The 15,001-nt window shown below is 63.2% G+C and carries 12 protein-coding genes; 11 read left to right on the forward strand and 1 reads right to left on the reverse strand.

Annotation, left to right across the window (positions count from 1 at the left end):
• Positions 1–3 precede the first annotated feature (3 nt).
• Positions 4–1,833 (reverse strand): sigma-54-dependent Fis family transcriptional regulator, encoded by a 1,830-nt coding sequence (locus PcP3B5_RS12505; RefSeq protein ID WP_061561407.1) that lies wholly within the window; start codon positions 1,831–1,833, stop codon positions 4–6.
• 280 nt (positions 1,834–2,113) lie between these two features.
• Here PcP3B5_RS12505 and PcP3B5_RS12510 point away from each other — a divergent pair, with 280 nt between their 5' ends.
• The 11 genes from PcP3B5_RS12510 (at position 2,114) to dmpG (ending at position 14,934) form a co-directional block, all read left to right on the forward strand.
• Positions 2,114–3,106, forward strand: coding sequence for a VOC family protein (locus tag PcP3B5_RS12510; protein WP_237143086.1), 993 nt, complete (start codon positions 2,114–2,116; stop codon positions 3,104–3,106).
• Positions 3,107–3,197: 91 nt separating this feature from the next.
• Complete coding sequence (locus tag PcP3B5_RS12515) at positions 3,198–3,701, forward strand: flavin reductase family protein (RefSeq protein ID WP_237143087.1); 504 nt, start codon at positions 3,198–3,200, stop codon at positions 3,699–3,701.
• Between the two features lie 31 nt (positions 3,702–3,732).
• Positions 3,733–4,941 carry an acyl-CoA dehydrogenase family protein gene (locus tag PcP3B5_RS12520; protein ID WP_061561409.1) on the forward strand — a complete coding sequence of 403 codons (1,209 nt, stop codon included), beginning with the start codon at positions 3,733–3,735 and terminating at the stop codon, positions 4,939–4,941.
• A 109-nt stretch (positions 4,942–5,050) separates the two neighbouring features.
• A complete protein-coding gene (locus PcP3B5_RS12525) occupies positions 5,051–6,721 on the forward strand; it encodes a DUF1302 domain-containing protein (protein ID WP_082816299.1) in 1,671 nt (556 codons plus the stop codon).
• A gap of 11 nt (positions 6,722–6,732) precedes the next feature.
• The gene (locus PcP3B5_RS12530) at positions 6,733–8,103 is read left to right on the forward strand and encodes a DUF1329 domain-containing protein (protein WP_061561410.1); all 1,371 of its coding nucleotides are present in this window, start codon (positions 6,733–6,735) and stop codon (positions 8,101–8,103) included.
• A 58-nt stretch (positions 8,104–8,161) separates the two neighbouring features.
• Positions 8,162–9,250: a WD40/YVTN/BNR-like repeat-containing protein gene (locus tag PcP3B5_RS12535; protein ID WP_061561411.1), complete on the forward strand. Its 1,089-nt coding sequence runs from the start codon at positions 8,162–8,164 to the stop codon at positions 9,248–9,250.
• 12 nt (positions 9,251–9,262) lie between these two features.
• On the forward strand, positions 9,263–11,689 hold the full coding sequence (locus PcP3B5_RS12540; RefSeq protein ID WP_061561412.1) for an efflux RND transporter permease subunit: 2,427 nt from the start codon (positions 9,263–9,265) through the stop codon (positions 11,687–11,689).
• Complete coding sequence (locus tag PcP3B5_RS12545) at positions 11,686–12,123, forward strand: GlcG/HbpS family heme-binding protein (RefSeq protein WP_061561413.1); 438 nt, start codon at positions 11,686–11,688, stop codon at positions 12,121–12,123. The genes PcP3B5_RS12540 and PcP3B5_RS12545 overlap by 4 nt, the downstream gene beginning before the upstream one ends.
• A 37-nt stretch (positions 12,124–12,160) precedes the next feature.
• The gene (gene dmpE, locus PcP3B5_RS12550) at positions 12,161–12,946 is read left to right on the forward strand and encodes a 2-oxopent-4-enoate hydratase (RefSeq protein ID WP_061561414.1); all 786 of its coding nucleotides are present in this window, start codon (positions 12,161–12,163) and stop codon (positions 12,944–12,946) included.
• 16 nt (positions 12,947–12,962) lie between these two features.
• Positions 12,963–13,901, forward strand: a complete 939-nt coding sequence (locus PcP3B5_RS12555) for an acetaldehyde dehydrogenase (acetylating) (RefSeq protein WP_061561415.1) — start codon at positions 12,963–12,965, stop codon at positions 13,899–13,901.
• Positions 13,902–13,911: 10 nt separating this feature from the next.
• Positions 13,912–14,934: a 4-hydroxy-2-oxovalerate aldolase gene (gene dmpG / locus PcP3B5_RS12560; protein WP_061561416.1), complete on the forward strand. Its 1,023-nt coding sequence runs from the start codon at positions 13,912–13,914 to the stop codon at positions 14,932–14,934.
• Positions 14,935–15,001 lie beyond the last annotated feature (67 nt).

The following is a 15,001-nucleotide window of genomic DNA, read 5'->3' on the forward strand; positions in this document are numbered from 1 at the left end:
TCGTCAGGCGCCTTCGTTCTGCATCTTCTTCAGCCGGTAGTCGAGCTGCGCGCGGCTGAGGCCGAGCAGCGGGGCAGCCTTGGAAATGTTGCCCTCGCTGAGTTGCATCGCGACCTCGATATACACCTCCTCAATCTCGCTGAGGCGGATTGGGCCGCGCTGCAGGGTGCGTTGTGCTACCGCCATGAGCTGATCGCGGCTGGCGTTCTCCTGCTGGGCGCTGCCGAGACCGGGTGTCGGTGTGGCGTCGGGCATACGGATGCCGATGCTCGGGCTGGCGTCCCAGCCGAGGGTGCCGATGCGTTCAAGTTGGCCGCTCAGAGCGTCGAGGCCGGAGAGGTGGCGGATGTCCAGGGCATCACCATCATCGGCGAGAATCACTGCGCGCTCGACGACGTTCTCGAATTCACGAATGTTGCCCGGCCAGTGATAGTCGAGGATCACCTGTAGTGCTCGTGGGGTGATACCGTTCAGGCGCCGGCCGTGCAGGGCGCTGAGCTTGCGCACGAACGTGTCTAGCAGCAGTGGCAAGTCGTCCTTGCGCTCGCGTAGCGGTGCGATGGTCACCGGGAACACGTTTAGCCGGTAGAACAGATCGCTGCGGAAGGTCCCAGCCTTCACCGCCTTGGCCAGGTCCTCGTTGGTCGCGGCGATCACCCGTACGTCGACCTTGATCGTTTTGTTGCTGCCTAGGCGTTCCAGTTCGCCGCTCTGCAGAACGCGCAGGAGCTTGCCTTGGGCGGTCATGCTGAGGGTTGCCACCTCGTCGAGGAATATGGTGCCGCCATGGGCGATTTCAAAGCGGCCCGGCCGTGCTTCGGTGGCGCCGGAGTAGGCGCCACGCTGCACGCCGAACAGTTCGGATTCGATCAGCTGTTCGGGGATTGCCGCGCAGTTGATCTCGACGAAAGCGGCATCGGCGCGCTGGCTGTTGGCATGCACTTCGTGGGCGAACATGGTCTTGCCGACGCCGCTTTCGCCGAGCAGTAGCACGGTGGCATTGGTACCGGCGACGCGGAGAATCTTGTGCAGTGCATTGTGATAGGCCGCCGAGCTGCCCACCGGACGATCGAGGTCGGTTGGAAGCGGCGTCTCGATGCCGAGACCGAAAGGCGCTTGCTGCGGGCTGACCACCAGGCGGGTACGCAGGGTAGGGGGCGTGCGGCGGTGGTCGGTGGCGCGCGGCTGGAAATACTTGAGGTCTTCTTCGGCGTCATCCCAGTCCTCAACCGGTCGCGCTACCACCCGGCAATGCTCGTGGCCACAGGCCTGACACTCGATCTCGCGGACAAGGAAACGGCGGCCCATCAGGCGGGTCAGGAAGCCCGAGCTGTAGCCGACCTCCATCCAGCAGATCGGGTCGGTGCTGGTGCCGTTGGCCGCAATGTGCACGTCGCTCTCGACTGAGCGTTTCCAGGTGAATTCACCATGCAGGTAGCCCTTGGCCGGATCGACCTCGATGAATTTTGGCGCCACCTCGACGATGCCTGACAGTGCGTGCAACTGGCCGCCGGCGGCGAGGATCTCCAGTTCATTGCCTGTGCCACGCGCCTGGATTGCCAGATCGGCGTCGCGCAGGCCAGTGAGGTAGCCGATGCGGGTGAACAGGCCGCGGGTGAATTCCACGCCGTTGCTTTCCAGCAGTTCCTGGCGGAGCGCGCCGAAGGCTTCAACGTGAAGCAGCATCATGCGCTTGCCTCCGAGCCAGATGAGGCCCTCCTTCGGGTTGAAGTAAAGCTGGTCGGTGAGGTCTTGCATGTCGGGGAAACGCAGGTCAGTGATGATGTTGATGCGCGGCGGGCTGTTCGGCGCGTCGCTGACGGGATGGGTCATGTCAGGGCCTATCGATCTTGTTGTAGTTATCTGATCGTGTGTGATGCCAACAGCGTGCCAGGCTCCGTTTCAGAGTCCGGCAGCATGACCCGGCGGCTTGGGGTGGCAAATAGAGCCCGCCCCGCAGCGGGTTATGCAGCGCTTCACGAAAATCCATATATGAATTTCAACATGTTTTGAAAATCCTGAAATTGCGCCTTTCGACGGATGGCTACGAAGAAACTCCTCCAGATGAATTTTTATTTTCGTAAGTAATTGAATGTAAAGGAGTAAAAATTTATTGCTGGCATGCTTCGAAAGCTGGCACAGCGCTTGCCATTGTCTCCTCAAGGTCACCGGCCGCAGCGCGCGGTGGCAGAACAACAACAAGAGGTATGCACAAGTGGCAGAAATTCATTCGCTGGCTTACGTCGGCCTGGGCGTAAGCGATCTTGACCGGTGGCAATGGTTCGCCACCGAAATCCTGGGTATGCAAGTGGCCGGGCGTGACGAGGGCAGCCTCAGTCTGCGTATGGACGAGTACTGCCAGCGTTTCTTCCTTGAGCGCAATCCCATCGATGACCTGCTGGTTGCCGGCTGGCAGTTCCGCAGCGAAGCGGAGCTTGAGGACTACGTCGCCGAACTGCGAGAGAAGGGTGTTGCAGTTGAGGCGCTCGGCAAGGACCTGTTGCAGCGGCGAATGGTCGAGAAGGCCTACAGTTGCCTGGACCCTAACGGTTTCGCCCACGAGTTCTTCTTCGGCCACCGCGTCGTCGAGTTGTCCGACAGCTTCCGCTCGGCGGTGTTGAGAGGCGGCTTCGTCACCGGTGACCTCGGTGTTGGCCACATCCTGCCGTTCGCCAAGAATGGTCCGGAAACCGTGGCTTTCTACAAGGACGTGCTCAAGCTACGCGTCAGCGACTATATCCGCGAGGAAGTGCGCCCGGGCCTCGTGGTCGATGCGACCTTCTTCCATACCGCTACCGGCCGCCACCACTCCATCGCCACCGCCGAGGCACCGACACCGAAGGTGCTCAACCACTTCATGATCCAGGTCGAACAGATGGATGACGTCGGACTGGCCTACGACCGAGCGGTGAAAGCCGGCATTCCGATCATTCTCGAGCTCGGGCATCACCCGAACGACAAGATGTTCTCCTTCTATGCGCAGACCCCCTCCGGCTTCAACTTCGAGATGGGCTGGGGCGGCATCGTTATCGACGAGGCCGCTTGGGAGGTTCGCTCCTACAGCGAAATGAGCGACTGGGGCCACAAGCGCAACCTCGTGCTCTGAGTCGCCGCCTGAACGGGGCGTAACGCCCCAACCACATCGTGAGGGTTCAACGATGCTCAATGCCGTTTCCACGAGCGGCACGGTCCCGGCCGTGCCCGAAACTATCGCCAGCGCCGATTTCTGCAAGGGCATGCGCCAACTGGCGGGTGCCTGCGTAGTGATCGCCAGCGGCGATTACCACGAGCGCGCCGGGCTGACCGCCACTGCGGTCTGCTCGATCACCGCCGATCCGCCGCGCCTGCTCATCTGTGTCAATCGCAACGTGCGTGCCAATGCCGTTATCCAGCGTGCCGGCGCTTTCAGCATCAACGTCCTCGGCGCCGAGCAGGAAGCCATCGCCAAACGCTTCGCCGGCATGGTCGAGGGGGTGTTCGGCGAGGCGCGCTTCGCCGAGGGCGACTGGCGCAGTGGTGTCACCGGCGTGCCGGTATTCGACGAAGCGCTGGTCAGCTTCGAGTGCCGCCTAGTCGAGCAGATCGCCGCCAGTACCCACGACATGTTCATAGGCGAGGTCGTTGGCCTCGCTGGCCAGCGGGGCGAAGGCGGTCCGCTGGTGTACTTCAACAGCCAGTTCGCCGCGCTTCGCCAAGCCTGAACCCCACAACAAGAAATTGAGAGAGATCCCGATGAATACGATTGCCAACCCCAACTTCACCAGCGCGCCGACTGAGGCTGAACTGCTGCGTCGCGCTCGCGACTTGGTCCCTCTGCTGCGCGAGAAGGCCAACTCGGTCGAGCAGAACCGCATGGTGTCCAAGGAGACCATCGCTGCGTTCGTTGACTCCGGCTTCTTCCGCATTCTCCAGCCCAAGCGTTTCGGCGGCTGGGAGATGAACCCGGCAGTGTTCTACAAGGTGCTGATGGAGCTCGGCCGCGGCTGCCCGAGCAGCGCCTGGAACATGATGATCCTCGGCATCCACAACTGGGAGTTCGGTTCGATGCCGGACCAGGCCTGCGAGGATGTCTGGGGCGCCGACGACGCCACCATCATCGCTTCGTCCTATCCGCCCTTCGGCAAGGTCGAGGAGGTCGAGGGTGGCTACAAGATCAGCGGTACCTGGAAGACTTCCAGTGGTTGCGATCATGGCAAGTGGGCGTTCCTCGGCGGCCTGCGTCGCGATGCCAGCGGCCAGGTCATCGATCGCCTGTCGATGCTGGTACCGAGCGAGGCGTGGGTCATCGAGGACGACTGGCATGTGTTCGGCCTCGCCGGCACCGGTAGCAAGAGTCTGGTGATCAAGGAAGCCTTCGTGCCGTACCACCGCACGCACAGCTTGATCGACTACCAGTACAGCGACCGTGGAGACATGTACCTATACCCGTTCAACCAGGTGTTCTTCGGCGCGGTGTCGGCGGTAATCGTCGGAATGGCGCAGGGCGGGGTGGACGAGTACATCGCGCAGATGACCGTGCGCACTGACACCACCGGCGGAGCCCCTGCGGCGCTCAGCCCCTACGTCAAGGATCGCCTCGGTAACGCGGTGAACCGTGTGCGTACCGCACGAGCCCGCTTGCTGCAGATGATGGCTGAGACCACCGAGTATGTGGAGCGCCGCGAGCTGGTGCCGACTTTCGATCGCATTCACCACATGCTCGACATCGCCCGCGTCGGCCGCGAGTGCGAGGAGGCGGTGATGCTGCTGTTCAAGGCCACCTCGGCTCGCGGCATCTACCTCAACAACCCGATGCAGCGAATCCTCCGTGACGTCATCGCCGGAGCCAACCATATCACCCAGAACGCCGATGACACCGCCGGCATGCTCGGTGGCTACCTGCTCGGTCAGCAGATTCCGCCGCTGGTGTTCGGCCTCGAAGCGGTTTCTCTGAAGGGCTGATCGAGCTGTACATGGGGGCAACTCGCCCCCAGTTTCACCCGCCGCTGAGGTATGTCGTAGCGGCGATCCCATAACAACAAAAGGCGGGTTACCGTCCCAGAGGTATTCGATGTCCACACTACAACTATGCATCCATGCTGCCCAACGTGCTGGCTTTCGTTTCAGCGGCCTCGGTGCCGCTCTGCTAGCCTGTTCTGTCCTGCCTGTGCAGGCTTTCCAGTTCGACACTGGTGACCAGGACCTGTCTGTCCGCTGGGACAACACCGTCAAGTACAGCAACGCCTGGCGCGTGAAGAAGGCCGCCGACAAGCTCACCGCCGACCCCAACCTGGACGACGGCGACCGTAACTTCAGTCGTGGCCTGGTCTCCAATCGCCTGGACCTGTTCTCCGAATTCGACGCCAGCTACAAAGCAGTGGGCGCGCGGGTCAGCGGCGCGGCCTGGTACGACGACGTATACAACCGTCGCAATGACAACAACTCGCCGGAAACGGTGAACTCGTTCAGCGTCGCACCCGACAAGTTCACTCATGACTCCCGCGACCTGCAAGGGCGCCAGGCGGAGTTCCGAGACGCCTTCGTGTACGGCAATTTCGATCTGGGCGACGAGATGTCCGGCGTCGCCCGGCTCGGCCAGCATGCGCTTGTGTACGGCGAAAGTCTGTTCTTCGGCAACAACGGTATCGCTGCCGGCCAGCAACCGATCGACGTGGTGCGCGCGCTGCAGGTGCCCAACTCGCAATACAAGGAGCTGGGCCTGCCAGTGAAGCAGTTCTCCACCCAGTTGCAGGTGACCCCTACGCTGTCGGTGGGCGGCTACTACCAGTTCGAGTGGGAGAGCAACCGCATTCCGGCCGCGGGCAGCTACTTCAGCCCGGCCGACCTGCTCGACGAAGGCGGCGAGCGCATCATCGCCGCGTCCGTTCCCGGCGTTGGCCCGGTGGCTTCCTTCTATCGTGGCAAGGACATCGACGCGCGCGACTCCGGGCAGTGGGGCGTGCAGCTGCGCTACCGCTCCGAGGCGCTGGGTACCGACTTCGGCCTCTACGCGATCAACTACCACGACAAGAACTTCCAGGTGCAGGTGCGCCCCGGCTACAACCTCGGGCCGACTTCGCCACTGGACAAGATCGGCGAGTACGAACTGGTGTTCCCCGAGGACATCAAAGCCTACGGCTTCAGCGCCAACCGCGGCATCGGCGACGCCAACGTCGGCTTCGAAGCCTCGATTCGCCACAACGCGCCGCTGGTCAGCCTGACCGTCACCGACCTGGCCGGCACCGCCGACAACGACCACGATCCGTTGTACGCCGTGGGCAAGACCGCGCACCTGCTGCTCAACACCATCTATACCATGCCCACCAGCGCGTTCTGGGACGGCGCCGTGTTCCTCGGCGAGATCGCCTGGAACCGCACCCTGAGCGTGGACAAGAACCGCGACAACCTCGACCCCAACTCCACCCGTGACGCCACCGCACTGCGCCTGGCCTTCACCCCGACCTACTACCAGGTGCTGGATGGCGTCGACCTGTCGGTGCCCATGGGCGTCAGCTTCGGTATCGACGGTCGCTCCTCTGCGGTCGGCGGCTTCAGCCAGGAGCACGGCGGTGACTACAATCTTGGGCTGAGCGCCGACTACCTGCACTCGGTGACCTTCACCCTAGCCTACAACGGATTCTACGGGCCTTCCGCGCCGATCAACATCGACGGCATCAAGACCTATCGGCAAACCAACGCCGACCGCGACTTCATCTCTTTCAGCGTCTCCCACACTTTCTAAGAGAGTTCGCCATGCATAACCATAAGTTTGCCCGGCTACTGGCCTGCCTTGCCTTCTCGCTCACCTTGCCGGTTGCCCACGCAGGCGTCAGCGAGGCCGAGGCTCAAGCTCTGAAAAGTACCCTGACACCGTTGGGCGCCGAACGTGCCGGTAACGCCGAAGGTAGCATCCCCGCCTGGACCGGCGGCTTGACCCAGGCGCCGGCCGGCTACCAGTCCGGACAACGCCGTAACGACCCGTTCAAGGACGACAAGCCGCTGTACAGCGTGACCGCTGCGAACATGGCGCAGTACGCCGATAAACTCAGCGACGGTGTACAGCAACTGCTCAAGGACAATCCACAGAGTTTCCGCTTGGATGTCTATCCGACCCGCCGCACGGCCGCAGCGCCGCAATGGGTATACGACAACACCTACCGCAACGCCACTCAAGCCAGCCTGGAAGGCGACGGCCTGGTGTTGAAGGGCGCCTACGGCGGTGTGCCTTTCCCGATTCCCAAGTCTGGTATTGAGGTGTATTGGAACCACTTGCTGCTCTGGCGCGGCGAGGCGACCCACACCAAATATAAGGTCTGGAGCACCACTGCTGACGGCCAGCGTGTGTTGGCCACTGCCGCCATCGACGAGGCGCAGTACCCGTACTACTACAAGGAGCTGAACGCCCAGACCGCCCCTGGTCCGGAGTTCATGCTGGCGACCCAGTTCACTTATGCGCCAGCCTTCCGTGCCGGTGAGGCGTTGATGGTGCACGACGTGACTGACTACGTGAAAGGTCGCTCCCTCTGGCAATACCTGTCTGGCCAGCGCCGTGTGCGTCGCGCGCCGAGCATCAACTTTGACACGCCCAACCCGGTGTCCTCGGGAGTCAACTTTGTCGACGAGAACTACGGTGGTAACGGTTCGCCCGAGCGTTACGACTGGAAGCTAATCGGCAAGAGGGAAATGCTGATCCCCTACAACAACAACGCTCTGCTAGCGCATGGCGATGAGGAGGTAATGGGCCAGCGCCATGTGAAACCGGAGTTCATGCGTTGGGAGCTCCACCGTGTGTGGGTGGTCGAGGCGACGCTGAAGCCTGGCAAGCGCCATGCCGTGCCAAAGCGGATGTTTTACTACGACGAGGACAATTGGGGGAACGCCATCATCGACGGCTGGGACGCCGAAGGTACCTTGTGGCGGACTTCGCTGACCACTCCGTTCTCTGCGCCGGATATCCCGGCCACGGTCAACTACTGCACCAGCTTCTTCCATGATCACCGTACCAAGGCGTGGATGTACAACTGCGCCCTGGGCGATGCCGGTAACGAGCAGTTCCAGATTGTCGAGCGTCGGCGAGAGACCTTCTTCTCACCCGAGTCGCTGACCAAGATGAGCGCACGCTGATGTCTTCGGCGACCCGCCCCAGGGGGGGGCGGGTTCGCCTGCTTACCGGAGGTTTACGGTGAACAGAAAGAACCCAGGTTTTGCCTGCGTGCTTGTCCTCGGCCTGCTCGGTTGGGTCGCGCAGGTCAGTTTCGCGACGAACAACCCGGTCAACCGGGACGTCGCCGATACCCTGCAGCAGAAATCCACCGCCAGTGCCCTGGCCTCGCGTTCGGCGCTCAACGCCGTGGCGCTGGCTGGGGAGCGCCTGGTGGTTGCCGGTGTGCGTGGGCACATCCTCTATTCCGACGACCAGGGTGGCCACTGGAAACAGGCCAGCGTGCCGGTCTCGGTCAGCCTGACCGGATTGTGCTTCGCAGATGCCCTCAACGGCTGGGCGGTCGGTCACCGCGGGGTGATCCTTGCCACCCGCGACGGTGGCCAGAGCTGGACCCGTCAACTGGATGGCTTCCGCGCTGCCCAGGCGATTCTCGACGCCTACCGGAGCGACCCGGAACGTGCCGAGGAGGCGCGCCGGCTGGTCGACGAGGGCGCCGACAAACCCTTCCTTGCCGTGCAGTGCCTCGGCGGCTCGCGCGTGCTGGCGGTCGGTGCCTACGGCTTGGCCTTTGCCAGCGACGACAGCGGCGTCCACTGGCAGCTGGCCCGCGAACTACAGGACGGCAGCAACGGCCGCCACCTCAATGCTGTGGAGCGTCTCCACGGCCATCTGTTCCTCGCCGGCGAGCTGGGCGGGCTAATGCGTGTGAATGACGATCTACATAATTTCGTCCGCCTCGACGAACCCTATGACGGCAGCTTCTTCGGCCTGCTCGCCAGCAATGCCGGCACGCTGTTCGCTTTCGGCTTACGTGGTCACCTGTTCCGCTCCGAGGACCAGGGGGGCAGCTGGCAGCAGGTGGCGTTGCCGACCACCAAAAGCCTGACTGCCGGCGCGCGCCTGAAAGACGGCAGCCTGCTGCTCGCTGACGAGTCAGGACAGGGCTGGCTGAGCCGAGACGATGGCCGGAGCTTCCAGGCCGTCAGTCCCGAGCAGCGCTTCCCGCTGGTTGCCCTGCTCGCCACCACCGATGGCGGCAGCCTGGCGGTCGGCAGCAACGGCATCACCCGTTTTTCGCCGAGCGCCCTGCGCCAAGCCGGCAGGTAGAGGTTACGAACCATGGCTATCAGTTCCAACGACGGCTTCGCCGTCATCGCGTTGCTAGCGGATTTCGACAAGCATTCTGGCAATCGCCTAGAGCGGCTGCTGTTCAACCATCGTCTGCTAGTGATCGGCGTCTGCCTGCTGCTGACTCTGCTGCTCGGTGTCGCCGCCAGCGGTCTACGGCTCAACGCCAGCTTTCTCAAAACTATCCCCGCTCATCACCCCTTCACCCTGGCCTATCTCGAACACGCCAGAGACCTCAAGGGGGCTGGAAATGCCCTGCGCATAGCCGTAGCGCTGCCGGCTGGAAAGAGCGGCGACATCTTCGCTGCTGACTACATGGAGACCCTGCGGCAGATCAACGATGATCTCTACTTGGTCCCCGGTGCCGACCGTGCCTTCATGCGCTCGTTGTGGACCCCAGCGACGCGTTGGCAGGGTGTCACCGAGGACGGCTTCGATGGCGGCCCGGTGGTGCCGGACGGCTTCGACGGTAGCGCCGAGAGCCTTGACAGGCTGCGCGCCAATGTCGAGCGCTCCGGCGAGATCGGCCAGTTGGTGGCACGCGATCTGCGCTCGACCATTGTCTACCTGCCGTTGCTCGACGTTGATCCGAAGACCGGCCAGCCGCTCGACTACAAGATACTCTCCGATTCGCTTGAACAACTGCGCGGCAAGTACCAGGCGAAGGGCGTGGACATCCACATCATCGGTTTCGCCAAGGTCATGGGTGACCTGATCGAAGGGCTCCATGCGGTGCTTGCGTTCTTCGCCGTGGCGGTGCTGATCACCTCAGTGGTGCTGTTCCAGTTCACCCATTGCTGGCGCAGTACCCTGCTCGTGCAGGGATGTACCTTGGTCGGTGTGGTCTGGCTGCTTGGCCTGCTGCCACTACTCGGATACGAATTGAATCCGTACTCGATCCTGGTGCCGTTCTTGGTTTACGCCATCGGCGTCAGCCACGGTGCACAGAAGATGAACGGCATCATGCAGGACGTCGGGCGCGGTACTCATCGGTTGATCGCCGCTCGCTACACTTTTCGCCGTCTGTTCGCCGCTGGCATGACCGCGCTGCTTGCCGACGTGGTTGGCTTCGCTGTACTGACCATTGTTGACGTGCCGGTGATCCAGGAATTGGCAGTCGTCGCCAGTCTTGGGGTCGGTATCCTGGTGTTCACCAATCTCGCGTTGCTGCCGATCATGCTGTCGTTCACAGGTGTGTCGGACAGCGCCGCCGCGCGCAGCCTGCGCCAGGAACAGCTGGAAGAGGGATCGCGGCCGCCGCTGTTGGTCAGTCTGTTGGTTCGTTTCACCCAACCGAAGCCGGCAGCCACTGCGATTCTATTGGCCGTCGTGGTGGGTGTCGGTGCGCTGCTGATTGGAGAGCAGTTGAAAGTCGGTGACCTCGATCCAGGCGCCCCGGAGCTGCGCGCCGACTCGCGCTACAACCGCGACAACCAGTTCATCATCGAGCACTACCAGGCCAGCAGTGATGTATTTGTGGTCATGGTCGAGACACCGCCGAGCCAGTGCGTGGAGTACGCGACGCTACGCAAGGTTGAGGAACTGGAGTGGCGCCTGCGCCAGCTGCCGGGCGTCGACGCCACCAGCTCAATCGCCGGGTTGGCACGTAAGATCAATGTCGGCATGAACGAAGGTAACTTCAAGTGGGACGAACTGTTGCCTAACCAGGCGATGATCAATGCCGCTGCCGTGCGTTCACCGCGCGAATTGTTCAACGGCACCTGTGATCTCCTGTCGATCTATGTCTTCCTCAAGGACCACCGTGCCGACACTTTGGCCTCCGTGGTAAAGGCCACCGAGAACTTCGCCCAACGCTACAACGACGAGCGCGCGCGCTTCGTGATGGCTGCCGGAAATGCCGGAATCGAGGGCGCCACCAACATCGTGGTGAAGACGGCCAACGGGCGGATGCTGATCGGCGTTTATCTGGCAGTGACGTTGCTGTGCTTTATTGCCTTCCGCTCCTGGCGCGCGGTGCTCTGTGCGGTGCTGCCGCTGGTACTCACCTCTCTGCTCGCCGAGGCGCTAATGGTCCAGCTGAACATGGGACTGAAGGTCGCCACGCTGCCGGTGATCGCGCTCGGAGTCGGTATCGGCGTCGACTACGCGCTGTACATTCTCAGCGTCACGCTGTTCTGGCTACGCCGCGGCGCCAGCCTGGCCATGGCCTATCGCCAAGCGATGCTGTTCACCGGTCGCGTGGTGGTGTTCACCGGTCTGACCCTGTCTCTCGGCGTGGTCACCTGGGTGTTCTCGCCGATCAAGTTCCAGGCCGACATGGGCGTGCTGCTGACCTTCATGTTCCTCTGCAACATGCTGGTGGCGCTTGTCCTGGTGCCAGCCCTGGCCTGCTATCTGTTGTCCCCATCGAAGATCGCCGCAGAGCCAGCGACCTGTGCCAGGGAGGCCTCGGCATGAGCAAGAAACCCAACGAAACCCTCGCCGATCCGCTCAGTCACGCCGCCGCCCAGCGTGCTGTGGACGCCGCCCTGCGCCTGGCTGATAGCAGCGGCTGGCGTGTCAGCGTCGCGGTATTGGACGGCGGCGGCCACCTGCTGTCCTTTGGCCGAGCGGTCGGCGCCGCGCTACACACCATTGAGATCGCTCAGGACAAGGCGCTCACCGCCGTGTCCTTCGACATGTCCACCGAAGAGGTCGGATCACGCCTGCGCGATGCCCCTGAGCACGTGCGCGCCAGTCTGATGCTGCGCCCGCGCCTGGTGCCGATGGGCGGTGCGTTGCCGCTGCGCGTCGGCGACCGGCTGGTCGGCGCCATCGGCGTTTCCGGCGCCAGCGAGGAGCAGGACTGCGAATGCGCCGCCGCCGGCTACCGCGCCATCGTCCCCGACTGATTCCCTTTTTCGCCATGCACTGGCAGGAGTAAACCACGTGAAAGACCCGAACCTGATCGAGCACCTCGGCGACGAGCTGTTCGTCGCTCTCGACAAGGCTGAGGCGCTGGTGCCGCTGACCGAGCGCCATCCAGACCTCACCATCGAGGACGCGTACGCCATCCAGCAACACCTGATCGCCCGCCGCCTCGCCCGGGGCGAGCGGATCATCGGCAAGAAGATCGGCGTCACCAGCCAGGCAGTGATGGATATGCTCGGTGTCGGTCAGCCGGACTTCGGCCTGCTCACCGACGCCATGGTGGTGGAGCAGGGCGCCTCGGTGCCAATGCGCAGCCTGATCCAGCCCAAGGCCGAGGGCGAGATCGCCTTCGTCCTCAAGCATGACCTGGCCGGTCCCGGCATCACCGTGGCCGATGTGCTGCGCGCCACCGAAGGTGTGATGGCCTGCTTCGAGATCGTCGATTCCCGCGTTCGCGACTGGAAGATCAAGATCCAGGACACCGTGGCGGACAACGCCTCCTGCGGCATGTTCGTGCTCGGCAATCGCCTGGTCGACCCGCGCGGGCTCGACTTGGTCACCACCGGCATGGTGTTGGAGAAGAACGGCCGCGTGGTCGGCACCGGTGCTGGTGCCGCCAGCATGGGCTCGCCAGCCATCGCCGTGGCCTGGCTGGCCAATACCCTCGGCCGCCTGGGAATGAGCCTCAAGGCTGGCGAGGTGATCCTCTCCGGTGCTCTATCGGCCATGGTGCCGGTGGCCGCCGGCGACAACCTGCGGGTGAGCATCGCCGGAATCGGCGGCTGCTCGGTGCGCTTCGACTGACTGCGAGATTTTTCCCATGAGCAAGAAACGCAAAGTCGCCATCGTCGGCTCCGGCAACATCGGCACCGACCTGATGATCAAGATTCTCCGTCACGGCCAGCACCTGGAAATGGGCGCTATGGTCGGCATCGATCCGGCCTCCGATGGCCTGGCGCGCGCCGCCCGCATGGGCGTTGCGATCACCCACGAAGGCGTGCAGGGCCTTGCCGCACTGCCTGAGTTCGCCGACATCGATTTCGTCTTCGATGCTACTTCGGCAGGTGCGCACGTGAAGAACGATGCCTTCCTGCGCAGCATCAAACCGGGCATCCGCCTGATCGACCTGACCCCGGCGGCCATCGGCCCGTACTGCGTGCCGGTGGTCAATCTCGAAGAGCATCTCGGCAAGCTCAACGTCAACATGGTCACCTGCGGTGGTCAAGCCACCATTCCGATGGTTGCAGCGGTGTCGCGAGTGGCGAAAGTCCACTACGCCGAGATCATTGCCTCTATCGCCTCGAAATCCGCCGGCCCCGGCACCCGCGCCAACATTGATGAGTTCACCGAGACTACCTCCAAGGCCATCGAAGTGATCGGCGGAGCGGCCAAGGGCAAGGCAATCATCATCATGAACCCGGCAGAACCCCCGCTGATCATGCGCGACACAGTGTATGTACTCAGCGAGGCTGCGGATCAGGCTGAGGTCGAAGCCAGCATTGAGGAAATGGCCTTCGCTGTGCAGGAGTATGTGCCAGGCTATCGCCTCAAGCAGCAGGTGCAGTTCGACGTCATCCCCGAATCCTCACCGCTGAACATCCCCGGCCACGGCCAGTTCTTCGGGCTGAAGACCTCGGTGTTCCTCGAAGTCGAAGGCGCCGCCCACTACCTGCCGGCCTACGCCGGCAACCTCGACATCATGACCTCCGCTGCCTTGGCCACCGCCGAGCGCATGGCGCAGGCGATGAACAACGCCTGAGGACACGGACATGAACGGCAAGAAAATCTACATCTCCGACGTCACGCTGCGCGACGGCAGCCACGCCATCCGCCACCAGTATGGCCTCGACGACGTGCGCGCCATCGCCCGTGCGCTGGACCAGGCAAGGGTTGACTCCATCGAAGTCGCCCACGGTGACGGCCTGCAGGGTTCGTCCTTCAACTACGGCTTCGGCAAGCACAGCGACCTCGAATACATCGAGGCGGTCGCCGGCGAACTCAGCCACGCGAAGATCGCCACCCTGCTGCTGCCCGGTATCGGCACGGTGCACGATCTGAAGAACGCCTACGACGCCGGTGCGCGCATCGTCCGCATCGCCACCCACTGCACCGAGGCGGACGTCTCGAAGCAGCACGTCGAGTACGCGCGGCACCTAGGCATGGATACTGTCGGTTTCCTGATGATGAGCCACATGATCCCGGCCGAAGAGCTCGCCCGTCAGGGCCAACTGATGGAGAGCTACGGCGCGACCTGTATCTACATGGCCGACTCCGGCGGTGCGATGAACATGAGCGACATCCGCGACCGCATGCGTGCCTTCAAGGCTGTGCTTAAACCCGAGACGCAGACCGGCATGCACGCCCACCACAATCTCAGCCTCGGCGTGGCCAACTCGATCACCGCGGTAGAGGAGGGCTGCGACCGCATTGACGCCAGCCTTGCCGGTATGGGGGCCGGCGCCGGCAACGCGCCGCTGGAAGTGTTCATCGCCGCCGCCGAGCGTCTGGGCTGGAACCACGGAGCCGACCTCTACCGCCTGATGGACGCCGCTGACGAACTGGTGCGCCCGCTGCAGGACCGACCGGTACGGGTCGACCGCGAGACCCTCGGTCTCGGCTACGCCGGCGTGTACTCCAGCTTCCTCCGTCATGCCGAGATCGCCGCGCAGAAGTACGGCCTGAAGACCCTCGATATCCTCGTCGAGCTGGGCAAACGGCGTATGGTCGGCGGTCAGGAAGACATGATCGTCGACGTGGCGCTGGATCTGCTCGCTGCTGGAAAGGCGCACTGAGCCCGTCACCTACGGGGCGCGGCATCTGGCGATGCCGCGTTATCCATCACAACAAGGGAATGCCGCC

This window comes from Pseudomonas citronellolis (genome assembly GCF_001586155.1).
Classification (GTDB): Bacteria; Pseudomonadota; Gammaproteobacteria; order Pseudomonadales; family Pseudomonadaceae; genus Pseudomonas; species Pseudomonas citronellolis.

Excerpts from the sequence above, each read along its gene's own strand:
- PcP3B5_RS12505 (WP_061561407.1), bottom strand. The coding sequence starts at position 1,833 with ATGACCCATCCCGTCAGCGACGCGCCGAACAGCCCGCCGCGCATCAAC.
- PcP3B5_RS12520 (WP_061561409.1), top strand. The coding sequence starts at position 3,733 with ATGAATACGATTGCCAACCCCAACTTCACCAGCGCGCCGACTGAGGCT.
- PcP3B5_RS12525 (WP_082816299.1), top strand. The coding sequence starts at position 5,051 with ATGTCCACACTACAACTATGCATCCATGCTGCCCAACGTGCTGGCTTT.
- PcP3B5_RS12530 (WP_061561410.1), top strand. The coding sequence starts at position 6,733 with ATGCATAACCATAAGTTTGCCCGGCTACTGGCCTGCCTTGCCTTCTCG.
- PcP3B5_RS12540 (WP_061561412.1), top strand. The coding sequence starts at position 9,263 with ATGGCTATCAGTTCCAACGACGGCTTCGCCGTCATCGCGTTGCTAGCG.
- PcP3B5_RS12545 (WP_061561413.1), top strand. The coding sequence starts at position 11,686 with ATGAGCAAGAAACCCAACGAAACCCTCGCCGATCCGCTCAGTCACGCC.
- PcP3B5_RS12555 (WP_061561415.1), top strand. The coding sequence starts at position 12,963 with ATGAGCAAGAAACGCAAAGTCGCCATCGTCGGCTCCGGCAACATCGGC.
- dmpG (WP_061561416.1), top strand. The coding sequence starts at position 13,912 with ATGAACGGCAAGAAAATCTACATCTCCGACGTCACGCTGCGCGACGGC.